General features: G+C 69.6%; 22 protein-coding genes, 1 pseudogene and 1 riboswitch. Of the genes and pseudogenes, 11 read left to right on the top strand and 12 right to left on the bottom strand.

Translation table 11 applies throughout. From position 1 onward, the window contains the following. Positions 1–13: 13 nt before the first annotated feature. The 4 genes from ACFC1X_RS29770 to ACFC1X_RS29755 all read right to left on the bottom strand — a co-directional run bounded on the left by ACFC1X_RS29770 (position 14) and on the right by ACFC1X_RS29755 (position 2,716). On the bottom strand, positions 14–520 hold the full coding sequence (locus tag ACFC1X_RS29770) for a hypothetical protein (protein ID WP_376359258.1): 507 nt from the start codon (positions 518–520) through the stop codon (positions 14–16). An 11-nt stretch (positions 521–531) separates the two neighbouring features. Then, on the bottom strand, positions 532–717 hold the full coding sequence (locus ACFC1X_RS29765) for a hypothetical protein (protein ID WP_376359314.1): 186 nt from the start codon (positions 715–717) through the stop codon (positions 532–534). After that, the gene (locus ACFC1X_RS29760; protein WP_376359255.1) at positions 674–838 is read right to left on the bottom strand and encodes a helix-turn-helix domain-containing protein; all 165 of its coding nucleotides are present in this window, start codon (positions 836–838) and stop codon (positions 674–676) included. The genes ACFC1X_RS29765 and ACFC1X_RS29760 overlap by 44 nt, the downstream gene beginning before the upstream one ends. Positions 839–1,738: 900 nt before the next feature. After that, complete coding sequence (locus ACFC1X_RS29755; protein WP_376359252.1) at positions 1,739–2,716, bottom strand: GNAT family N-acetyltransferase; 978 nt, start codon at positions 2,714–2,716, stop codon at positions 1,739–1,741. A 53-nt stretch (positions 2,717–2,769) separates the two neighbouring features. On the opposite strand from ACFC1X_RS29755, the gene ACFC1X_RS29750 reads away from it, so the two are divergent. After that, the gene (locus tag ACFC1X_RS29750) at positions 2,770–3,402 is read left to right on the top strand and encodes a TetR/AcrR family transcriptional regulator (protein WP_376359249.1); all 633 of its coding nucleotides are present in this window, start codon (positions 2,770–2,772) and stop codon (positions 3,400–3,402) included. 77 nt (positions 3,403–3,479) lie between these two features. Further along, positions 3,480–3,608 (top strand): annotated as a pseudogene (locus tag ACFC1X_RS29745) (site-specific DNA-methyltransferase); the annotation flags it as partial. Here the strand turns inward: ACFC1X_RS29745 and ACFC1X_RS29740 are convergent. The 4 genes from ACFC1X_RS29740 to ACFC1X_RS29725 all read right to left on the bottom strand — a co-directional run bounded on the left by ACFC1X_RS29740 (position 3,586) and on the right by ACFC1X_RS29725 (position 7,515). Then, positions 3,586–4,251, bottom strand: a complete 666-nt coding sequence (locus ACFC1X_RS29740) for a glycosyltransferase family 2 protein (protein WP_376359246.1) — start codon at positions 4,249–4,251, stop codon at positions 3,586–3,588. The pseudogene ACFC1X_RS29745 and the gene ACFC1X_RS29740 sit on opposite strands and share 23 nt — an antisense overlap. A 39-nt stretch (positions 4,252–4,290) precedes the next feature. Further along, positions 4,291–5,370 (bottom strand): 2,3-diaminopropionate biosynthesis protein SbnA, encoded by a 1,080-nt coding sequence (sbnA, locus tag ACFC1X_RS29735; RefSeq protein ID WP_376359243.1) that lies wholly within the window; start codon positions 5,368–5,370, stop codon positions 4,291–4,293. 379 nt (positions 5,371–5,749) lie between these two features. Then, a complete protein-coding gene (locus ACFC1X_RS29730; RefSeq protein WP_376359240.1) occupies positions 5,750–6,853 on the bottom strand; it encodes a sensor histidine kinase in 1,104 nt (367 codons plus the stop codon). Then, entirely contained in the window at positions 6,850–7,515 is a 666-nt protein-coding gene (locus tag ACFC1X_RS29725; RefSeq protein WP_376359237.1) for a response regulator, read from the bottom strand. Before ACFC1X_RS29725 ends, ACFC1X_RS29730 begins: the two co-directional genes overlap by 4 nt. A 310-nt stretch (positions 7,516–7,825) precedes the next feature. Between ACFC1X_RS29725 and ACFC1X_RS29720 the strand changes: the two genes are divergently transcribed. Both ACFC1X_RS29720 and ACFC1X_RS29715 read left to right on the top strand, forming a co-directional pair. Then, positions 7,826–8,431, top strand: coding sequence for a histidine phosphatase family protein (locus tag ACFC1X_RS29720; protein ID WP_376359234.1), 606 nt, complete (start codon positions 7,826–7,828; stop codon positions 8,429–8,431). A 204-nt stretch (positions 8,432–8,635) separates the two neighbouring features. After that, entirely contained in the window at positions 8,636–8,809 is a 174-nt protein-coding gene (locus tag ACFC1X_RS29715) for a DUF6153 family protein (RefSeq protein WP_376359231.1), read from the top strand. A 94-nt stretch (positions 8,810–8,903) separates the two neighbouring features. On the opposite strand, the gene ACFC1X_RS29710 is transcribed toward ACFC1X_RS29715, so the two are convergent. The 4 genes from ACFC1X_RS29710 to gcvT form a co-directional block, all read right to left on the bottom strand. Continuing rightward, entirely contained in the window at positions 8,904–10,271 is a 1,368-nt protein-coding gene (locus ACFC1X_RS29710) for an L-serine ammonia-lyase (protein ID WP_376359228.1), read from the bottom strand. A 97-nt stretch (positions 10,272–10,368) separates the two neighbouring features. Continuing rightward, positions 10,369–11,631 (bottom strand): serine hydroxymethyltransferase, encoded by a 1,263-nt coding sequence (gene glyA / locus ACFC1X_RS29705; RefSeq protein WP_376359226.1) that lies wholly within the window; start codon positions 11,629–11,631, stop codon positions 10,369–10,371. A gap of 14 nt (positions 11,632–11,645) precedes the next feature. Beyond that, positions 11,646–12,023 carry a glycine cleavage system protein GcvH gene (gene gcvH, locus ACFC1X_RS29700; RefSeq protein WP_376359223.1) on the bottom strand — a complete coding sequence of 126 codons (378 nt, stop codon included), beginning with the start codon at positions 12,021–12,023 and terminating at the stop codon, positions 11,646–11,648. 111 nt (positions 12,024–12,134) lie between these two features. Then, positions 12,135–13,268, bottom strand: coding sequence for a glycine cleavage system aminomethyltransferase GcvT (gcvT, locus tag ACFC1X_RS29695; RefSeq protein WP_376359221.1), 1,134 nt, complete (start codon positions 13,266–13,268; stop codon positions 12,135–12,137). A gap of 160 nt (positions 13,269–13,428) precedes the next feature. Next, a riboswitch (glycine riboswitch) is annotated at positions 13,429–13,523 on the bottom strand. Between the two features lie 178 nt (positions 13,524–13,701). Here gcvT and ACFC1X_RS29690 point away from each other — a divergent pair. The 7 genes from ACFC1X_RS29690 (at position 13,702) to ACFC1X_RS29660 (ending at position 21,597) form a co-directional block, all read left to right on the top strand. Further along, on the top strand, positions 13,702–14,370 hold the full coding sequence (locus ACFC1X_RS29690) for an AAA family ATPase (RefSeq protein ID WP_376359220.1): 669 nt from the start codon (positions 13,702–13,704) through the stop codon (positions 14,368–14,370). Between the two features lie 74 nt (positions 14,371–14,444). Next, positions 14,445–15,221, top strand: a complete 777-nt coding sequence (locus ACFC1X_RS29685) for an enhanced serine sensitivity protein SseB (protein ID WP_376359217.1) — start codon at positions 14,445–14,447, stop codon at positions 15,219–15,221. Between the two features lie 190 nt (positions 15,222–15,411). Continuing rightward, positions 15,412–16,209: an enhanced serine sensitivity protein SseB C-terminal domain-containing protein gene (locus ACFC1X_RS29680; protein ID WP_376359214.1), complete on the top strand. Its 798-nt coding sequence runs from the start codon at positions 15,412–15,414 to the stop codon at positions 16,207–16,209. A 314-nt stretch (positions 16,210–16,523) separates the two neighbouring features. Further along, a complete protein-coding gene (locus tag ACFC1X_RS29675; RefSeq protein ID WP_376359211.1) occupies positions 16,524–17,531 on the top strand; it encodes an ABC transporter permease in 1,008 nt (335 codons plus the stop codon). A gap of 71 nt (positions 17,532–17,602) precedes the next feature. Further along, positions 17,603–19,396 carry an ABC transporter substrate-binding protein gene (locus ACFC1X_RS29670; protein WP_376359208.1) on the top strand — a complete coding sequence of 598 codons (1,794 nt, stop codon included), beginning with the start codon at positions 17,603–17,605 and terminating at the stop codon, positions 19,394–19,396. Positions 19,397–19,504: 108 nt separating this feature from the next. After that, positions 19,505–20,503 (top strand): ABC transporter permease, encoded by a 999-nt coding sequence (locus ACFC1X_RS29665; RefSeq protein ID WP_376359205.1) that lies wholly within the window; start codon positions 19,505–19,507, stop codon positions 20,501–20,503. Next, positions 20,500–21,597 (top strand): ABC transporter ATP-binding protein, encoded by a 1,098-nt coding sequence (locus tag ACFC1X_RS29660; protein WP_376359202.1) that lies wholly within the window; start codon positions 20,500–20,502, stop codon positions 21,595–21,597. Before ACFC1X_RS29665 ends, ACFC1X_RS29660 begins: the two co-directional genes overlap by 4 nt. Positions 21,598–21,625: the final 28 nt, after the last annotated feature.

The following is a 21,625-nucleotide window of genomic DNA, read 5'->3' as shown; positions in this document are numbered from 1 at the left end:
ACGGCCTCGGCGGCTATCGGCGGTAGCGGAGCCGGCGGTAGCGGGCACGGAGGTTGGACTTCCAGCTCGGCAGCCAATGCATGACTGCCGCTGTCGCGGCCAAGCTGACGAGTGTCATGAGGAAGGCCCCGGGGTAGTGGTGGTTCACCCAGCATGGCTGCCATCCGCTGTGACAGGAGTAGTCCGAGGAGCCCTTTCCGGGGATCGCGCGGGACACGGCCAACGCGCTCAGCAGGGCTACTGCCGCGTACGCGAGGCCGGCCACGAGCCACCGAGGCTGGTATGTGCCCCCGTCCGAGCGGGCCCGGCGGAAGGAGCGCTTGGCCGCCCTGAACGTGATCGGGAGCAGCACGGCGACGGTGGCGGCGAATCCGATGCCGGACGCCGGCCAGTACGCGGCCAGATTCCACAGCTCGTCACCGAGCCACAGCGACAGCCCAAGAAATCCGCCGAGGGCCACGACTGCGGCAACCTGCTTGGCGTTCTTCTCCCAGCTCGTGCGCGGCGCCGAACGCCTCATCAGCGGTCCTCTCAGCACTCGATGATGTCCACCGCGAGCCCGCCCCGCGCCGTCTCCTTGTACTTCACGTTCATGTTGGCCCCAGACGCTATCAGGTACCTGACCTGCGGGTTCAGGGTGATCTGCTTGGCCCAACCGGCCAGCAGGGACTTCTCAGGGAGAATCGACTGTTGATCCTGCTCCAGCCACGTGTCCATGGCGTCCAGGCCACGGCTCTGCGGCTTTTACGCCAGCGGGTTGACCCTGACGTCGATGACGCCAGACGTAAAGGGTGTTCGGAGAGATGCCCAAGTACTCCGCAGCTCTTGCCAGGTTCAAGAAGGCGGCTTCCGGGGCACTGCCGGGCTGCGGTATGGCGTACTCCTGTCATGGTTGCTGCGACGACGGGACCCAAGGCCCGGCCCGCCAGAGTCGCTACACGGAGCTCGGGGGGAGCTGCCTCCCGGACCCACGTCCGGCCGCTCAGGACGATGGCACGTGCTTGACCTTCGATGGCACAGGACGATTCGCGCAGCTCAGCTGCAATACGGGTATTGCACCTGCTGTTGCACCACAGTGACGGAAGGCACCGAGACGGCATGGCGGCGTCGCAGAACGGGGGCCGGGCTGCCAGGCTGAGCGAGTCCGGCCCGCAGGGTGATGGGGAGCTCCACCGTGTCCGTTGCGTTCTGCATCAGGTGCTGCCTGTGCCCCAGGAACGTCCCTCGCGTCGGAGACGTCATCGCCCTAGATGGCGAGTGGCAGCGCCGCCACCCGAACATGCTCGGCATGCTCGCGTGCGAGCGGTGAGTCATCGACCGAGGCTGGAACTGCTGCACCACTACCTGGGGTGACTTCGTCGACGGGCACGTCGCCGCACCGGAGGACCAGGTCGACGTCGACTCCTGGAGCCACCACCTCGATCGCGGCACCCACCGCACCATGGTGGCTGCCTACCCGCGCTCGGGCCTGCTCCAGGGAGCGAAGCCGTACCTGCGCTGGCTCGCCGGGGGCAAGCGTTGATGTCCATTTCCGGGTGAGGCGGGGCAGGGCTGCTGGTCGCGGTGCTCGGTCGACTATCGCTTCCTGGTGAAGCTGCTGGCGTCGACCTCGGTGAGGACGTCGAGTTCGACCAGGCGTTTCAGCTTCTCCCGGCCTGCCCGACCGTCCTGAGGCGGATGCTGAAGCCCGGCGTGGAAGCTCAAGCCCGAGTTCTCCGTGTCACCGGGATCCGCACGGTCATTCGTCGACTGTGGCGGGTGCGTCGGCCCAGGCCAGCGAGGACATCCTCCAGCCGGCCGGGGTTCGGAGGTATTGGGTGGTCTTGTGGCCGGAGCCCTCGAACCACTCGCCGTTGTGGCAGCCGGACTTGCGATATTCGGTGAACCGATGGGCGACCGATCCGAAGATCTCGGTGCGTTCGGAAACCTCCCATTCGGAGAACTCCGTCAGCGTTCCGTCGGTGAGCATCTTCTGCCGGGGCTCGATGAACGCGTCGAGGTCGTAGATCACGGGCTCGCCCCCGACGTTCGCGATGATCCTCCCCTGCGGAATGAAGAGGTCGCGGATGACGCCGAGGTCAGGCCGACTGCCGCCAGTGTTGGTGAACGCGCCGAAGAAGGTGCGCGTCAGATGGTCCAGCTCGGCCTTGCCGTCGGTCACGGGCACTTCCGCCACGGCTGCCCACTCTTCGGAGAGGACCGACCAGATCTCGCTGTCGTGCCGCGCGCCCCGGTACAGAGAGTGCTGCCGCAACACACCGTCGCGGGTCATGCCGAGCCGTCGCGCGGTTTCGATGCTGCGGGTGTTGCCCGACGCGACCACCCACTCGACCCGGCGCATCCCGCGTTCCCGGAAAGCCCAGTCGATCAATGCCCGGCAGGCCCGGGTCACCAGCCCCTGGCCCGCCCCGTCCGCCTCCAGCCAGCAGCCGACCTCACAGACCCCGGAGGTGGTGTCGAACTTCGTGAACATGACCCCGCCGACCAGCGTGCCGTCCAGCCAGATCCCGTAGATCCGGCGGGTGTCCGTGGCCGTCTGGTCGGCGTACCGCTGGAGGGTGGCCGTGGCGGAGGCGAGGTCGGTGCTGAACGTCGCCCAGGGTATCCAGGGGTCCACATACGCCCGGGCGCGGTCGATGTGGTCGAGGAACTCCTGCGCCTGCCAGGGCTCCAGAGGGCGGAGTCGAGCGTTGTCACCGAGCGGCAGTGCGAACACGGATGCCTCATTCCCTGGCTGCGTAACAAGCGTTCGGTACGTAAGGTAGCAGCATGCCGCCCGCACCCGGAGACCGTGAAGCCCGCCGCAAGGACGTATCCGAGGCGGTGTGGCAGGTCCTCGCCGACAAGGGGTTCGGCGGGCTGACGCTGCGTGCCGTCGCCGCTGCGATGGGCGTCTCGACCGGGATGCTCATGCACTACTTTCCGACCAAACGCGCTCTGATCACGCACGCCTTGGACCTGCTGGAGAAGCGGACCGCGGAACGTCCCCGCCGCGCCCGTCCCGCGGAGGGGCTCGCCACCGTGCGCGCCGCATTGTTGGACATCCTCCCGCTGACCCCCGGCGACACCGCCCGCAACCGCATCTGGGTGAGCTCCTGGGACCTCTCCCTCGCCGACGGCCACCTGGCTGCGGAGCAGGCCGACCGCTACACCCGGCTGCGCTCGACGATCCGCCCGCACCTCGAAGCCGCACGCGACCTCGGCGAGCTTCCCGCCACCGCCGACCCGGAACAACTCGCCGCCACTGCCGTCGCCTTCACCCACGGACTTGTTGTCCAGGCCCTCTTCGACCCGGACCGCTTCCCCGAGGAGCTGCAGACCGCCATGCTCGACGACTTCCTGGCATCGACCGCTCTGCCCCGGTCCGGCGCCGGCGGCAGCAGGCCGGCCCCTGGCCGGTAGGGCGGCGGACCCCTCACGGTGTCTGCCGCTCCCTGTACCGGACCGCGAAACGCAAGCAAGACTTCAGAGGGCGGTAGACCCTCCCGGACGAGAGCGTCAACGCTGTTATCAGCGACCCGCCGTACAACTCCGGCGGTCGGACCAGTTCGGACCGCACCGGCCGCACCGCGCGAGCCAAGTACGTCACCAGCAACTCGGCCCACGACCCTCGCGGGCCGTGTCACGCGGAACCCTGCGCTCCGGTTGCTCGGCGAGCACGCCGCGCATATCCCGTACCGCGTGCCAGGTGCCGCGCCAGGTCCCGGTGACCTTCGAGGCCCCCGTGCGGGGCAGGTACGGCACGTCGTGCTCGGTGACCCGCCAGCCCGCGTCGGCGGCCCGTACCACCATCTGGAGCGGGTAGCCGCTGCGCCGGTCGGTGAGGCCGAGGCCGAGCAGCGCCTCGCGGCGGGCGGCGCGCAGCGGGCCGAGGTCGTGCAGCCGCAGGCCGGTGCGGCGGCGCAGCATCCGGGCGAGCGCGAGGTTGCCGGCCCGGGCGTGCGGGGGCCAGGCGCCGCGCCCCCGGGGTCGTCGGCGGCCGAGCACCAGGTCGGCGGTGCCGGCCCGGATCTCGCGCACGAAGGGCGTCAGCAGGCCCGGGTCGAGGGAGGCGTCGCAGTCGCAGAAGCAGACGATGTCGGCCGTGGCGGCGGTCAGCCCGGCGTGGCAGGCGGCGCCGAAGCCGCGGCGCGGCTCGGTCACGACCGTGGCGCCGAGCGCGCGGGCGAGGTCCGCCGAGCCGTCGGTGGAACCGGGCGCGTTCCGGGCTACCCCGGATCGCTGCCCGGCGCGGGTCGCCGTGAGGCGCACGTCCCCGAAGGGCCAGTCGACGGGTGATCGCCGTCGACATCACGGTGGGATCAGCCGGCGGGTCCTCGTGGGCGACCACCGACCTGTTCGGCGTCGTGTCCGTCCCTGGGTGACCCGCGGGGACGGTGCGGACGACCCCGGTGACGTGCCGTCGGGGGGTTGCTCGGGGGCGAGGGCGTCGTCGCCGTAGAGGGCCTGTACCCAGTTGGTCTGGTAGACGGTGTCGAGGTAGCGCTCGCCGAGGTCGGGGGCGATGGCCACGGGGGTGAGGCCGGGCGTCCCGTGCCGGGCGAGCCAGCTCGCCGCGCCGCTGACCACGGTGCCGGTGGAACCGCCGAAGAGGAATCCGCGCCGGGCCAGGCTTCGGCAGGTGCGGATGGTGTACGCCTCGTCGACGCGTACCGCCTCGTCCACGTACGTCTCGTCGAGGAGCGGCGGGCGGGTGCTCATGCCCAGGCCCGGGATCATCCGGCGGCCCGGCGGGTCGCCGAAGATGGCGGAGCCGACACTGTCCACGGCGACGATCCGCACCGGCCGGTGCCAGGAACGGAACCAGCGGGCGCATCCCATGAGGGTGCCGGTGGTCCCGACGCCGATGAAGAGCACGTCCAGTCGCGGGAACCGGCGGGCGATGGCGGGAGCGGTCCGGAAGTAGTGGGCACGCCAGTTGTCGGCGTTGGTGTACTGACTCAGCCACACATAGCGGTCGTCCGCGGCGCACAGGGCCCGCACATGGGCCAGCCGCGCGCCCAGCAGGCCCCCGGCGGCGTGCTCGTCGGAGACGACGTGCACCTGGCTGCCCAGGGCTTCCATCATCAGCCGGGTGGTCAGGTTGCAGCGGGAGTCCGTCACGCAGACGAACCGGTATCCCTTGCTCGCCGCGATCATGCTCAGCGCGACGCCGAGGTTGCCGGAGGAGGATTCCACCAGGATGGAGTCGGGGGAGAGGATTCCGCTCCGTTCGGCGGACTCCACCATCTCGTTCGCGGCCTTCAGCTTGATCGAACCGGCGAAGTTGAAGCCTTCGCACTTGAGGAAGAGCCGGTGCCCGAGCATCGGGGCGAGGTCGACGTAGAGGTCTTCCTCGTTGAAGGACTGGGGGGTGGTGATGACTGGCACGATGCTCTCCTCGGATATGTCCGGCGGTCGGCGGGCCGGCCTTAACCGTGACGCCGCGGTTCGTGGAAGAAGTCGTCGATGGTCCGCACCCCCCGGACCGCGCCACCTCGTCGTGGGCGAACTCGTCTACGGCGAGGTCAACCACGTGGCCCCTTCCCGACCGGGCCCGGAAGTGAGCCATGACCAGGGATTCGGCACGGGGCGGTGACCGAGCGGTTGCTGCCGCTCACCCCGAGCTGCTGTCCCGTCATGAGGACTCCTTGACTGTGTCGGTCGTAGATCCTGCTGTCTCGCCAGGTATTCGTCGCCAGGGAGCCGCGGTATGAGGAGGGCTTGCACGTTCTTGCCTGCAGTGTCATCGGGGGCGCTGAAGAGCCTGTCACCGTCCGCCGGTGACAGGGAGTTCCAGCGACAGGTGATAGCCCCCGTCCGTCGTGGGGCCGCACGTGACAGTGCCACCCAGCAGCTCAGCGCGCTGGCGCAGGCCGACTAGGCCATAGTTGGCGCCGGGCAGGGACAGAGCGGGTCGCGTTGGTGGGCCATTGGTGACGGTGACACGGACGGTCGTGTGCTCGTGGCGGATGCGTACGACTGCTTTGGCGCCGGGTGCGTGCTTGCGTACGTTGGTCAGCGCCTCCTGGACTGTGCGGTAGATGGCACGCTGTACAGGCGGTGAAAGGCTGTCCGACAGGTCCGTCTGCAGATCGGTCTCGATACCGCTGTTGTCGACCAGCCGCTGAAGATCAGCGAGTGAGGGCTGGGGAACCAGCTCCGCAGGACCGCCCCCGGCGGTGCGCAGGACGCTGACCATGTGCCGCAGCTCTTCCAGCGTCTGCACACTCAACTTCCGGATCGTGGCTGCGGCTTCTCGGACTTCGTCGTTACGGCTGCCGACCTGGAGCGCCCCGGCCCGGACCGCGATGAGGCTGACCTGGTGAGCGACGACGTCATGCATTTCGCGGGCGAGCGCGGCCCGTTCCCGGGCGAGCACGGTCTGGGCGGTCAGATGCCGCTCGTGGTCGCGTGCCCGGGAGATTTCCGCGAGCCGCAACGACAGGTCGCGCCGGGCCTGCACCAGCTGACCGAGGAAGACGGGTGCGGCTGCCGTCGCGGCCGTATAGCCGAAGGAGATGAAGGTCGATGGCGCCGAGAACTCCAAGCCCGGCGACGGCAGGGAAACCAGGTTGCTGACCGTGAACGCCACGGCGCAGACGACCAGCAGCGTACGTCCCCGGGTGAGCGAGGCGAGCGTGTACAGCGCGGCCAGGGCCGCGAAGACGGCGTCGGAGAGGAGAACGGCCGGAAGGGTGAGCAGGAACGTGACTCTCGGCAGGCGCCGGCGCAGGACGAGGGCGCAGGCAGCGAGGAGGGCGCAGGCCGGGCGCAGCGGCTCGGAGAAGTCGGCATGGACCCAGACATCGAGCAGTGCCGCTGCGACGAGGAGGGCGTCCAGTAGTGGGGCGGGAGGGCGGCGGATGCTCATGGTTCCTCGTCGTCCCGTGTTGGTCTGAGGAAGCCGGCGCGTTCCGCGAGCAGGGCGGCCTGGACACGGCTGCCTACCTCCAGCTTGGCCAGGATGGCGCTCACGTGGTCCTTGACCGTGCCGGTACTCAGGTGCATCCGTGCGGCGATGTCGGCGTTGGTCAGCCCCTCGGAAGCGGCTGTGAGCACGGCACGCTCGCGCTCGGTGAGCCGGTCGAGGCTGCGGATGGCGTCCTGCTGCGGGCCGACGTTCAGGTAGCCGTCCACGATGGTGCGGGTGACCTCCGATGACAGGACGGTGCCGCCGTCTGCCAGAGTCCGCACCAGGGAGGGCAGTTGCTCCGGGTCGGTGTCCTTGAGCAGGAAGCCGGCAGCGCCCGAGCGAAGTGCCGCGGCGACGTACTCGTCCATACCGAATGTCGTGAGCATGGCTACCGCTGGAGGGTGCGGCAGGCCGCGAAGGTCGGCCAGGACGGTCAGGCCGTCCACGTCAGGCATCCGAATGTCCAGCAGTACGACGGCGGGGCGCCGCTCCTGTGCCGTTCGGACCGCCTGGCCACCAGGGACCGCCGCCACGACCTCGATGTCGTCTGCCGCTTCGAGGATGTGCTGAAAGCCGGTACGGATCAGCGCCTCGTCGTCGACCACCATCACCCTGATCATGCGTGCTCCACTCACCATCGGGCCCCACTGTCCGATGCGTACCCACCACCGGGCGCGCCTCCCGCAGCCGAGACCGGCAGCAGCCACTTGGCGGGGCTGCTCCAGCCGGTCGGCGGGACGTTCCGGACATGTGCCGGATGGGTTCACGAGCGACGGTGCCCGAACCTGGAGGTACCTGTTCCATCACCCGGCCGAGTGCTTGATCAGCTGGCGCTGACGCAGCCGGCTGGTCCGCCACATTCAGTGCTCAGGCGATTCGGTCGTGTCACGCCGTTCTGTCCGTCTGCTGAGCGGAAAGGAGATCAGCCGGATGTCGATCTGCCTGACATTTCTCTGTGCCGTCGCTGGAGTCGACCCGAATCGGCCGACCTTCGCTGACGCGGCCCTGAGCAAGTGCGGCCCGGCCGGCGCCGACGCCATCGGAGCGGCGCTGCACCGATGCTCCGCGGTTATCCGGGCACCCTCCCCTCGCTGTGCGCGGACTGCTCGTGCTTTCGCCCTCACAGCCGAGGTGGAGCCTGCGCTGCGTGACCTCGACTACGGCGCGTGGCGCGACCGCACCACGGCCGAAGTCGCCGCAACCGATCCGTACGAACTCTCCGCCTTTCTGACGGACCCAGATGCCGTACCCCACGGGGGTGAATCCGTGCGCCAGCTCTGCCAACGCGTCACGAACTGGCTCAGCGACCTGCCGCCACAGAGGGGGTGTGCAGTAGTGATCACCGAGCCGGCCGTAGCTCGGGCCGCGGTGGTCCACGCTCTGGCGGTACCGGTGACGGCGTTCTGGCACATCACGGTGCCGCCACTGGCCATGGTGACCATGGGCTCGCAGGGTGGCCATTGGAGTGTGCACCGCGGCCCCACGCCTCGGGGCGGGCCAGACCGTACGGCCTGGGATCATCTGATCAGTGCCTGAGCGTCTCGCCACAGGGCGGCCGCCATGGGGAGGGGGCGAGCGGTGGTGTCGCGCGGCACTTTCGTGGCCATCCGATCGAAACACGTGATTCGTCAAGTACTGTCACGCCTGGGTCGCAGCCGGTAGCCCCGCACCATGGGCGCGTGACCAGGGCACCCGATCAAGCAGCAGCCGTCGGCAGGGCGGCCTTTCGGGCTGCTGGTGATGACGGTATTGGCCGGCGTGCTGGGCATCCACGGCCTCGCGCCCGGAGCGGTGCCGTCGGCGCATGCGGGTGTCGGCCACGAAGTGGTGGATGGCTACGGGCACTTCCCCGACGGCGTACCGGGGAAGCCAAGGAAGCACAAGGACGGTGAGTCGGGGCGGAGACGGGGGTAGGCCGGTGTAACAGCAGACGATCGCGAAGAGAGGGATATCGCACCCTCCCCGACAGCGCTGAAAGAAACGAACGCGCTGGTCAGGGCCTATCCGCCTAGCACTCGATGATGTTCACCGCGAGCCCGCCCCGCGCCGTCTCCTTGTACTTCACGGACATGTCGGCGCCGGTGTCCTTCATGGTCTTGATGACCTTGTCGAGGGAGACCTTGTGGGAGCCGTCGCCGCGCATCGCCATCCGGGCCGCCGTGACCGCCTTCACGGCGGCCATGCCGTTGCGCTCGATGCACGGGATCTGGACGAGGCCGCCGACCGGGTCGCAGGTCAGGCCGAGGTTGTGCTCCATGCCGATCTCGGCGGCGTTCTCCACCTGCTCGGGGGAGCCGCCCAGCACCTCGGCGAGGGCGCCGGCCGCCATCGAGCAGGCGGAGCCGACCTCGCCCTGGCAGCCGACCTCCGCGCCGGAGATGGAGGCGTTCTCCTTGAAGAGCATGCCGATCGCGCCGGCCGCGAGCAGGAAGCGGACCACGCCGTCCTCGTCGGCGCCGGGCACGAAGTTGACGTAGTAGTGCAGGACGGCCGGGATGATGCCCGCCGCGCCGTTCGTCGGGGCGGTGACGACCCGGCCGCCGGCCGCGTTCTCCTCGTTCACGGCCATCGCGTAGAGGGTGATCCACTCCATGGCCAGGGCCTTCGGGTCGCCCTCGGAGCGCAGCTTGCGCGCGGTGTTGGCGGCGCGGCGGCGGACCTTCAGGCCGCCGGGGAGTATGCCCTCGCGGGACATGCCGCGGTCCACGCACGCCCGCATCACCCGCCAGATCTCCAGCAGGCCCTCGCGGATCTCGTCCTCGTCGCGCCAGGCCCGCTCGTTCTCCAGCATCAGGGCGGAGATCGACAGGCCGGTGTCCTGGGCCAGGCGCAGCAGCTCGTCGCCGGTGCGGAAGGGGTACTTGAGCACCGTGTCGTCGAGCACGATGCGGTCCGCGCCCACCGCGTCCTCGTCGACGACGAAGCCGCCGCCGACCGAGTAGTACGTCTTGGTCAGCACCTCGGCGCCCTCGGCGTCGTACGCCCACAGGGTCATGCCGTTGGCGTGGTAGGGGAGGGTCTCGCGGCGGTGCAGGACCATGTCGTCGTCGTAGGCGAAGGCGATCTCGTGCTCGCCGAGGAGGCGGATGCGGCCCGATGACCTGATCGTCTCGACGCGGTCGTCGGCCGTCTCCACGTCCACCGTGCGCGGCGAGTCGCCCTCCAGGCCGAGCAGCACCGCCTTGGGGGTGCCGTGGCCGTGTCCAGTGGCGCCGAGCGAGCCGTACAGCTCGGCCCGGACGGAGGCGACGGAGTCCAGCAGCTCCTCGTTGCGCAGGCGGCGGGCGAACATGCGGGCCGCGCGCATCGGGCCGACCGTGTGCGAGCTCGACGGGCCGATGCCGATCGAGAACAGGTCGAAGACCGAGATGGCCACGGGGACTCCTCAGAACGGGGGTGGTGCGGAGGGTGGTGCTTCGGGGCGGGGCGCCGGGTCCGCTTGTGGCGGGCGCGGCGCCCCGATCACGTGGTGTCTACTTGTTCAGACCCGGGTACAGCGGGTGCTTGTCGGCCAGGGCCTTCACCCGGGCCGCCAGCGCCTCCGTGTCGTAGGACGGCTTCAGCGCTTCGGCGATCACGTCCGCGACCTCGGCGAAGTCCTCGGCCGTGAAGCCGCGGGTCGCCAGGGCCGGCGTACCGATGCGCAGCCCGGAGGTCACCATCGGCGGACGCGGGTCGTTCGGGACGGCGTTGCGGTTGACCGTGATGCCGACCTCGTGGAGACGGTCCTCGGCCTGCTGTCCGTCCAGCTCGGAGTCGCGCAGGTCCACCAGGACGAGGTGGACGTCCGTGCCGCCGGTCAGGACGGAGACGCCCGCCGCCTTGGCGTCGTCCCGCACCAGGCGCTCGGCGAGGATGCGGGCACCCTCCAGCGTACGGCCCTGGCGCTCCTTGAAGTCCTCGCTCGCGGCGACCTTGAAGGCGACGGCCTTGGCGGCGACCACGTGCTCCAGCGGGCCACCCTGCTGACCGGGGAAGACGGCGGAGTTGATCTTCTTGGCCAGGTCGGCCGTGGAGAGGATCACACCGCCGCGCGGGCCGCCGAGCGTCTTGTGCGTGGTGGTCGTCACGACGTGCGCGTGCGGCACCGGGTTCGGGTGCAGGCCCGCCGCGACCAGACCGGCGAAGTGCGCCATGTCGACCATGAGGTACGCGCCGACCTCGTCCGCGACCTTGCGGAACGCGGCGAAGTCCAGCTGACGCGGGTACGCCGACCAGCCGGCGACGATCAGCTTCGGCCTGGTCTCCTTGGCGAGGCGCTCCACCTCGGCCATGTCGACCTGGCCGTCGTCACCGACGTGGTACGGGACCACGTTGTAGAGCTTGCCGGAGAAGTTGATCTTCATGCCGTGGGTCAGGTGCCCGCCGTGGGCCAGGTTCAGACCCATGATCGTGTCGCCGGGCTTGAGCAGCGCGAACATCGCGGCCGCGTTGGCCTGGGCGCCGGAGTGCGGCTGCACGTTGGCGTGCTCGGCGCCGAAGAGCGCCTTGACCCGGTCGATGGCGATCTGCTCGACCACGTCGACGTGCTCGCAGCCGCCGTAGTAGCGGCGGCCGGGGTAGCCCTCGGCGTACTTGTTGGTCAGGACCGAGCCCTGGGCCTCCATGACCGCGACGGGCGCGAAGTTCTCGGAGGCGATCATCTCCAGGGTGGACTGCTGGCGGTCCAGCTCGGCGTCGACGGCGGCGGCGACGTCGGGGTCGAGCTCGTGCAGGGGTGTGTTCAGAAGCGACATGCGTCCGTGACTCCTCAGGCGCCCGCGAATTCGGTGTACTCGTCGGCGGAGAGCAGGTCGCCCGGCTCGTCCGTGACCCGGACCTTGAACAGCCAGCCGCCCTCGAAGGGGGCGCTGTTCACCAGCGACGGGTCGTTGACGACGTCCTCGTTGATCTCGGTGACCTCACCGGAGACGGGGGAGTACAGGTCGGAGACGGACTTGGTCGACTCCAGTTCGCCGCAGGTCTCGCCCGCGGACACCGAGTCGCCGACCTCGGGAAGCTGCACGAAGACGACGTCACCGAGCGCGTTGGCCGCGTGCTCCGTGATGCCGACCGTCGAGGCGCCGTCCTCGGCGGCCGACAGCCACTCGTGCTCCTTGCTGTAGCGCAGCTGCTGGGGGTTGCTCATGGCCTGAATTCTCCTGTACGGGGGTGACTGCTGATGAATGGGGGGACTGCTGACACTGCCGTTGAGCAGCAAGGACACGCGCGGGGGCCGGTGGCCCTCCGCCCTCAGTGTCTACTTCTGGCGCTTGTAGAAGGGCAGTGCCACGACCTCGTACGGCTCGTGGCTGCCCCGGATGTCCACGCCCACACCCTCGGTCCCCGGTGCCGCGTGCGCCGCGTCGACGTACGCCATGGCGATCGGCTTGCCCAGCGTGGGGGAGGGGGCGCCGGAGGTGACCTCGCCGACCACCTCGCCGCCGGCGACGACCTGGTACCCGGCGCGCGGGACCCGGCGGCCCTCGGCGACCAGGCCGACCAGCACGCGGGGCGGGTTCTGCTCGGCCTCGGCGGCGGCCCCGGTCAGCGCGGCGCGCCCGACGAAGTCGCCCTCCTTCTCGAACTTCACCACCCGGCCGAGCCCGGCGTCGAAGGGCGTCAGGGAGGTGGTCAGCTCGTGCCCGTACAGCGGCATGCCCGCCTCCAGGCGGAGCGTGTCCCGGCAGGACAGGCCGCAGGGGACGAGACCGACGCCCGCGCCCGCCCCGGTCAGCGCCTGCCACAGCTCGACGGCGTGCTCCGGCTTCACGAACAGCTCGAAGCCGTCCTCGCCGGTGTAGCCGGTGCGCGCGATCAGCGCCGGGACACCGGCGACCGTGCCGGGCAGCCCGGCGTAGTACTTCAGACCGTCCAGGTCGGCGTCGGTGAGGCTCTTGAGGATGCCCGGGGACTCGGGGCCCTGCACGGCGAGCAGCGCGTAGGCGTCGCGGTCGTCGCGCACCTCGGCGTCGAAGCCGGCCGCCCGCTCGGTCAGCGCGTCGAGCACGGTCTGCGCGTTGGAGGCGTTGGCGACGACCATGTAGTCAGAAGAACCGGCCTCGGTCTCGCCGAGGCGGTAGACGATCAGGTCGTCCAGGATGCCGCCGTCCTCGCGGCAGATCATGGTGTAGCGGGCGCGGCCCGGCTTCACGCCGCCGATGTTGCCGACCAGCGCGAAGTCCAGCAGCGCGGCGGCCTGCGGCCCGGTGACGGTGATCTCACCCATGTGCGAGAGGTCGAAGAGACCGGCCCGGGTGCGCACCGCGACGTGCTCGTCACGCTCGGAGGCGTAGCGCAGCGGCATGTCCCAGCCGGCGAAGTCGGTCATCGTCGCGCCCAGCGCGCGATGGGTGGCGTCGAGCGCGGTACGGCGGGTATTCGAACTGCTCATCGGTCGGTCGTCTCCCAGGACAGGACGGCACGGGCGAGGTCGGTCCTCCCCATCTGTCATCGGAACCTGAGAGGTTCGCCACGACCACCGGAGTACGGCGATCAGGGCTTGCACCTTGGGTGGGGCAGCCGTCGAACGGCGGCCCGCTTTTCAGATGTGCCTCGCCCGCGCGGTAACGGGGGCCTGAGAGATTCAAGGGAGGGACTTGCTCCTTCGGCGCCCCGGCGTGGCCGGGGACTCTCCCGCGCGGATTCAAACGGCCGGTATGCAGTTGGCGCCGCCATCATTGCACGACCGGCCGATTCGTGGCAGACCGTGATCTGTAACCGGCTTGTGGCAGTAAGCGAACGAAAACGCGAGACCCGCGCATTACCTTCTCTTTACACTCGACGGGGATGGGAACTCGTGAACCGCCCCAGGGGAGACGATCACGGTGAACAGGACCACGGCCTACGCCACGACCTCGGGTCTCGCGCTGCCCGAGCAGCCCTCCGCCCCGGCCCCGCAGTCGTGCGCCGAACGGCCCGCGCCCGTCGTCCGCGACCTGCGCGACCGGGACGGCCACAGCCCGCACGCCCTGCTCTTCGGACCCCGCGACCTGGTGGTGATCACCGGCCTGCCCGGCAGCGGCAAGTCCACCCTGATGGCCCGCACCGTGCGCGGCCCGCGCATCGACTCCCAGGACACCCGCGACCGCTGGGAGCGCCGCATGCCGGGCTTCCTGCCGTACGCGCTCTACCGCCCCCTGGTCCGCCTCGCCCACTACGCGGGGCTCCGCAAGGCGCTGCGCTCCGGCGAGGGCGTCGTCGTGCACGACTGCGGCACACAGTCCTGGGTGCGCGGCTGGCTGGCCCGGGAGGCCCGCCGCCGCGACGGCACCCTGCACCTGCTGCTGCTCGACGTCGGCGTCGACCAGGCCCTGGCCGGCCAGCGCGAGCGCGGCCGCGGCGTCTCGCGGTACGCGTTCCTGCGGCACCGCGCGGCCAACTCCCGCCTGCTGCGCGCCGTGACCGGGGGCGCCCTGCCCGCCGGCTGCACCTCGGCGATCGTCCTGGACCGGGCGGCCGCGGACACGCTCCGCCGCATCGCCTTCACCGGCTGACGGACCGCGGGGAGCTGGGCCGAACGGGTTAGCCTTTTCAGCCAGGACAGCGGTACCAGGCAGGCGGTAGGCAGATGGACTTCCCCGGGTTCCCGGCACAGGCACACCCCCACCCGCACGGCGGTTGGCCCGGCAACGAGCTGGAGGAGGTGCTCTCCGCCTCCCTCGGCATACCGGGCGCCGGCGGCCGGATCGTGGAGGTGCTCGGCCGCAGCTTCCTCTGGATCCCCCTGCCGAACGGCGGCGGCCCGCACAGCGGCCCCCTCGACCTGCCCTCCCTGGAGGTCGACGGACAGGCCTACGTGCCGGTGTTCAGCTCCGAGGAGCAGCTCCGCCAGGTCGCCGGGGCGCAGATGGCGTACACCGTCGCCCCCGCCGCGGAGTTCGCCCGCGGTCTGCCCCCGCAGGTCGGCATCGCCGTGAACCCGGAGGGCGTGGTCGGCATCCCGCTGCCGCCGCCCGCCGTGGCCGAGCTGTGCCGGGCCGGCCGCACCCCGCTGGACGGGCCCGCGTCCGGCGGCCGGGTCCGCCTCTTCGAGCCGGACTGGCAGGACGACCCGGTGGACTTCCTCGCCGCGGCCTCCGCCGAGTTCGCCGCCACCGGCGTGGTGCGCACCGCCCGCCGCTGCCTGGCCGCCGTCGAGACCGCCGACCCGACCCTGTTCGTCGGCGTCGAACTCACCCACTGGGAGGGCGACGCCCGAGCCCTCCCCCTGGAGGCCCTGAGCCGAGCCCTCACCAAGTCCCCCCCGAACTGGCAGGTCAACCTGGTCCTCCTGGAAGCAGCCCAGGACCCGGTCTGCGACTGGATGAGAGACAGGGTCCGCCCCTTCTACGACCGGGACTTGTAAACGTCTACGACCGGGCCTTGTAAACGCCGCTCAGGGCAACGCCGCCAAGGGGCGCGGGGAACTGCGCGACAAGCCACGACGCACCCGCACCCGCAAGACGACAGCACCCCCCCGAGCTCATAGGCGCCCCCCACCCGGCGGAGCCTTAAGCTGTTTCCACGACCGGGAACTTCCAGAAAGGGCCACAAACGTGAGCGCCAGCGGCACCACGACCGGGCAGGTCGAGCACATGCTGCGCCAGGTGACGCCCGGGCGCTACGACGCCTACGAGGCCCTGCTGCGCGCGCTCGCCACCCCCACCTCCGGCCAGGTCTGGATGCTGCTGTGGCAGGGCCAGGCCGGCTCCCCGGACGCCCAGTACGGAAACATGGAGGTCGAGGGCTACGGCTACGCGCCGTGCGTCACCTCCGCCCAGGAGCTGTCGGCCAGCGGCTGGAACAGGTCGTACGAGGTGGTCGACGGCCTGGAGGCGGCCCGCGCCCTCTACCCGGACCACTTCGGCCTCTGGCTCAACCCGCACGCCCCCGGCGGCGGCGTCGGCGTCCCCTGGCCGGACCTGCGCCGTATCGCCTCCGGCCTGGACCGCCAGCCCGCCGGACCCCTGCGCCTGTCCGAACCGGCCATCGAGATCCCCCAGTTCTACGCCCTGCTCACGCAGAACGCCCACCGCACCCCGGCGGTCCGCGCGCTGCGCCGCGCCTGGGTGCAGCCGGCGCTGGGGGCGCCGTACCTCGCCATCGGTCTCGAGGTCTACGACACCTCCCCGCCGGCCGTCGACGCGGTGCGCGCGATGATGCAGCAGTCCGTCGGCGCGGTGCCGGACGGGCTCCCGGTGTCGACGGTGGCGATGACCGACGTCCACGACCCGGTCGCCATGTGGCTGCGCGCCCGCGCCCGTCCGTTCTACGACCGCGAGGCCCATGCCCCCGCCCCCGCCCAGGCGCCGGTGGGCGGGTACGGATACCCTCCGGCCGGGGGCCGGTACTGACCGTCGTGGGTCCGGCCCCGGGGTGGCCGGTGGAGATCTTCGCGCGTAGATGAGGGCGCAAAGCGCCGCCTTGTCCCCTCTGCCCCAACTCATCCGTGTCCGGCCCCCGTTACCCACTGTCCGGATAACGGAACACCTCGAACAGCATCACGGTTGCGCATCCATTCACCGTCAAGTCTGGCTACAGATCGCCAAAGCGTTGAAGACTCCCGCAGCAAGGGGTGGATGCTCGCCCCTTTGTACGACGGACGGATCACGCCGCTACAGCGGCAAGTGCGGGCCGGCTACCGCCGGTTGAGAGGGGTCCCTGCCAGATGACGGCACCATTGCACGAGCCGACCGCGGAAGCGGCCCCGAGTGCTGCCGAGGAAGCGGCGGTTGCCGGCGCCGATGCCAAGGCGGTACAGGGGCGTTCCCTGGGCAGGATCGCCTGGGAGCGCCTGAAACGGGACAGGCTCGCCCTGACGGGCGGCGTCGTGGTGCTCGTCCTCATCGTGATCGCGGTGCTCGCGCCGGCGATCACCGCCCTCTACGGGCAGGATCCCAACGTCTTCAACGAGGACAAGATTGACCCGCTGTTCGGCACGCCCACGGGGTCCCTGGGCGGGATCAGCGGCGAGCACTGGCTGGGCGTCGAACCGGTCAACGGTCGCGACGTCTTCGCCCGCATCGTCCACGGCTCCCGGATCTCCCTGCTCGTCGGCTTCCTGTCCGCGATCGTCGCCGTGATCCTCGGAACCGTCCTGGGTGTGCTCGCCGGCTTCTTCGGCGGCTGGGTCGACGCGCTGATCAGCCGGGTCATGGACGGTCTGCTGGCCTTCCCGCAGCTGCTCTTCATCATCGCGCTGGTCTCGGTCATGCCGAACGAGATGCTGGGACTCAGCGGCACGGGCGTGCGGCTCTTCGTGATGATCCTCGTCATCGGCTTCTTCGGCTGGCCCTACATCGGGCGCGTGGTGCGTGGCCAGACGCTCTCCATGCGTGAACGGGAGTACGTGGAGGCGGCCCGGTCCCTGGGGGCCGGACGCCTCTACATCCTGTTCAAGGAACTGCTGCCCAACCTGGTGGCCCCGATCATCGTGTACACGACGATGATGATCCCCACCAACATCCTCACCGAGGCGGCACTCAGCTTCCTGGGCGTGGGCGTCAAGCCGCCCACGTCGTCCTGGGGGCAGATGCTCTCGAGCGCGATCGACTACTACCAGTCGGATCCCATGTACATGGTGATCCCCGGTGTGGCGATCTTCATCACCGTTCTTGCCTTCAACCTCTTCGGTGACGGCGTACGCGATGCGCTGGACCCGAAGGGCTCCCGCTGACCTGCCGTACCGGCAAGCGAACCCGTGGCACCTGCACGGGGTCTCTCATCTAATCCGGAGGATCCGAGATCGTGACTACCCAACGCACCTCAGGGCGGCGCAAGCAGGCTTTGGCCGCTGCCGCAGTGGTCGCCGCGCTGCTGACCACGGCGGCGTGCGGCGGCGGTGACAGCGACGGCGGGGGGTCGAAGAACGGCGCGGCCGGCTTCGACGCCGCGAACAACAAGGTCGCCCAGGCCGACCTCGCCAAGAAGGGCGGCGAGCTGAAGTTCGCCTCCACGCAGGACGCCGACTCGTGGGACACCACCCGCGGCTACTACGGCTTCATGTGGAACTTCTCCCGCTACTACTCCCGCCAGCTCGTCACGAACACCCCCGCCCCGGGTGAGAAGGGCGCGGGCGTCACCCCCGACCTCGCCACCGACGTGGCCAAGGTCTCGGACGACGGCAAGACCTACACGTACACCCTGCGTGACGGAGTCACCTGGGAGGACGGCAAGCCGATCACCTCCAAGGACATCAAGTACGGCATCGAGCGCGTCTGGGCGCAGGACGTGCTGTCCGGCGGTCCGACGTACCTCAAGGAGGTGCTCGACCCGGAGGGCAAGTACGAGGGTCCGTACAAGGACAAGTCCGCGGACAAGCTGGGTCTGAAGGCGATCGAGACGCCGGACGACAAGACCATCGTCTTCAAGCTGCCGCAGGCCAACTCGGACTTCGAGGAGATGCTCGCGCTGACCTCGGCGTCCCCGGTCCGCCAGGACAAGGACACCAAGTCCAAGTACGGTCTGAAGCCGTTCTCCTCGGGCCCGTACAAGTTCGAGTCCTACAACCCGGGCAAGGACCTCACCCTGGTCCGCAACACCGAGTGGAAGCAGGAGTCGGACCCGGTCCGCAAGGCGTACCCGGACAAGATCACGATCAAGTTCTTCAGCAACGCCAACGAGCTGGACGCCCGTCTGATCGCCGGTGACTACGACCTGGACCTGGCCCAGACCGGGCTGTCGCCGCAGGGCCGCAGCATCGCCCTGAAGAAGCACAAGGGCAACGTGGACAACCCGGTCTCCGGGTACATCCGCTACGCGGTGTTCCCGCAGAGCGTGAAGCCCTTCGACAACATCCACTGCCGCAAGGCCGTGCTCTACGGGGCCGACCACGTGTCGCTCCAGACCGCGCGCGGCGGCCCGCAGGCCGGTGGCGACATCGGCACCAACATGCTGCCGCCGTCCGTGCCGGGCTCCGAGGGTCAGAAGTACGACCCGTACGAGATGGCCGGTGCCAACAAGAAGGGCAACGTCGCCAAGGCCAAGGAAGAGCTGAAGGCCTGCGGCAAGCCCAACGGCTTCAAGACCACCATCGCGGTCCGCAACAACAAGCCGGTCGAGGTGGCCACCGCCGAGTCCCTCCAGGCGTCGCTGAAGAAGGTCGGCATCAACGTCAGCATCGACCAGTACGACGGCTCGCAGACCGCCGGCATCATCGGTAGCCCCGCCAACGTGAAGAAGAAGGGCTACGGCATCATCATCATGGGCTGGGGCCCCGACTTCCCGTCGGTCCAGGGCTACGGTCTCCCGCTGTGGAACAGCGACTACATCCTCGAGAGCGGCAACAACAACTACGCGCTCATCAAGGACAAGGAGATCGACGGCCTGTTCGACAAGTACGTCACCACGCTGGACGACGCCGGCAAGGCCGACATCGCCAAGCAGATCAACCACAAGGTGATGGAGGGCGGCTACTACCTGCCCTTCGTCTTCGAGAAGTTCCTCAACTGGCGCGGCAGCCGACTGGCGAACGTGTACACCACCGACGGCTACAGCGGTATGTACGACTTCGTCAACCTCGGCCTGAAGTCCTCGAAGTAACCGGTACACCCGCCGTACGGCACGAAAGGCAGGTGAAGGCCGGCGCGGCGTGACCGCGGGCCGCCGGAAGACCTCCGGCGGCCCGCGATCCGCGGCGGGCCGTAAGCTGTGCTCGCTTACCTCATCAGGCGGCTGTTCGCCGCCGCAGTGATGCTCGTGGTCATCATCCTGGTGGTCTTCGGCATCTTCTTCCTCGTCCCCAAGTGGGCGGGCGTCGACATCGCCACGAGCTTCGTGGGCAAGCAGGCCGACCCGGCCTCCGTCGAGGCGGTGCGGCAGAAGCTGGGTCTGGGCGACCCGGTCTTCGTCCAGGCCTGGGAGTTCTTCAAGGGCATCTTCGCGGGCCGGACCTACGCGGGCGGCGGGGACGTCACCCAGTGCTCCGCCCCGTGCTTCGGCTACTCCTTCCGCAGCGAACAGGCCGTGTGGCCGGTGCTGACCGAGCGATTCCCGGTGACCCTGGCTCTCGCGCTCGGTGCGGCCGTGCTGTGGCTGATCTTCGGTCTCGCGGCGGGCGTGCTCTCCGCGCTCAAGCGGGGCACCCTGTGGGACCGCGGTGCGATGGTCGTCGCGCTCGCGGGTGTCTCCCTCCCCATCTACTTCACCGGTCTGCTCAGCCTCGCGATCTTCTCCCACAGCCTGGGCTGGATCAACGCGGAGTTCGTCCCGCTGGACGAGAGCCTCTCCGGCTGGTTCGGCGGCATGATCCTGCCCTGGGTCACCCTGGCCTTCCTGTACGCCGCGATGTACGCCCGGATCACCCGGGCCACCATGATGGAGATCCTCGGTGAGGACTACATCCGCACGGCGCGGGCCAAGGGCCTCAAGGAGCAGGTCGTCATCCGCAAGCACGCGATGCGGTCCACCCTGACCCCGCTGCTGACCATGCTCGGCATGGACCTCGGCGCCCTCATGGGCGGCGCGATCCTGACCGAGACCACGTTCAGTCTCCCCGGCCTCGGCCAGAAGGTGCTGGACGCGATCCAGAACCAGGACCTGCCGTTTATCCTGGGCGTCGTCCTGATCACTTCTCTCGCGGTGCTGATCGCCAACCTCGTGGTGGACGTCCTGTACGCCGTGATCGACCCCCGAGTGAGGCTCGCATGACCGAACTCAGCAAGAGCGGAGCAGCCGTGGGCGAGCCCACCGGCACCTCGCCCGCTCCGAAGGCATTCCTGGAAGTACGCGACCTGAAGGTGCACTTCCCCACCGACGACGGAGTGGTCAAGTCCGTCGACGGGCTCAGCTTCCAGCTGGAGAAGGGCAAGACCCTCGGCATCGTGGGCGAGTCCGGCTCCGGCAAGTCGGTGACCTCGCTCGGCATCATGGGCCTGCACACCGCCGGCCAGTACGGCAAGCGCAAGGCGCGGATATCCGGCGAGATCTGGCTGGACGGCACCGAGCTGCTCTCCGCCGACCCGGACCACGTGCGCAAGCTGCGCGGCCGTGAGATGGCGATGATCTTCCAGGACCCGCTGTCCGCGCTGCACCCGTACTACACGATCGGGCAGCAGATCGTGGAGGCGTACCGCATCCACCACGACGTGGACAAGAAGACCGCCAAGCGCCGCGCCGTGGAGATGCTCGACCGGGTCGGCATCCCGCAGCCGGACAAGCGGGTGGACAGCTACCCGCACGAGTTCTCCGGCGGTATGCGCCAGCGCGCGATGATCGCGATGTCGCTGGTCAACAACCCCGAACTGCTCATCGCGGACGAGCCGACCACCGCCCTGGACGTGACCGTCCAGGCGCAGATCCTGGACCTGATCCGGGACCTGCAGAAGGAGTTCGGCTCCGCGGTCATCATCATCACCCACGACCTGGGCGTCGTCGCCGAACTGGCCGACGACCTCCTGGTGATGTACGGCGGCCGGTGCGTCGAGCGGGGCCCGGCGGAGAAGGTGTTCTACGAGCCCCGGCACCCCTACACCTGGGGCCTGCTCGGCTCGATGCCGCGGCTCGACCGCGACCAGCAGGAACGCCTCATCCCGGTCAAGGGCTCCCCGCCCTCCCTCATCAACCTCCCGTCCGGCTGCGCCTTCAACCCGCGCTGCCCGTACGCCGACGTGCCCAAGGACGACGTCACCCGCACGGTCCGCCCGGAGCTGACCGAGGTCGGGGGCAAGCACTGGGCCGCCTGCCACATGTCGCAGGAGCAGCGGGAGCGTATCTGGACCGAAGAGATTGCGCCGAAGCTGTGAGTGACAAAGCGAAGGCAGAGGACACAGC

Source organism: Streptomyces sp. NPDC056128, from assembly GCF_042263835.1.
Lineage (GTDB): Bacteria > Actinomycetota > Actinomycetes > Streptomycetales > Streptomycetaceae > Streptomyces.
This window is presented reverse-complemented; position numbering and strand designations above follow the sequence as displayed.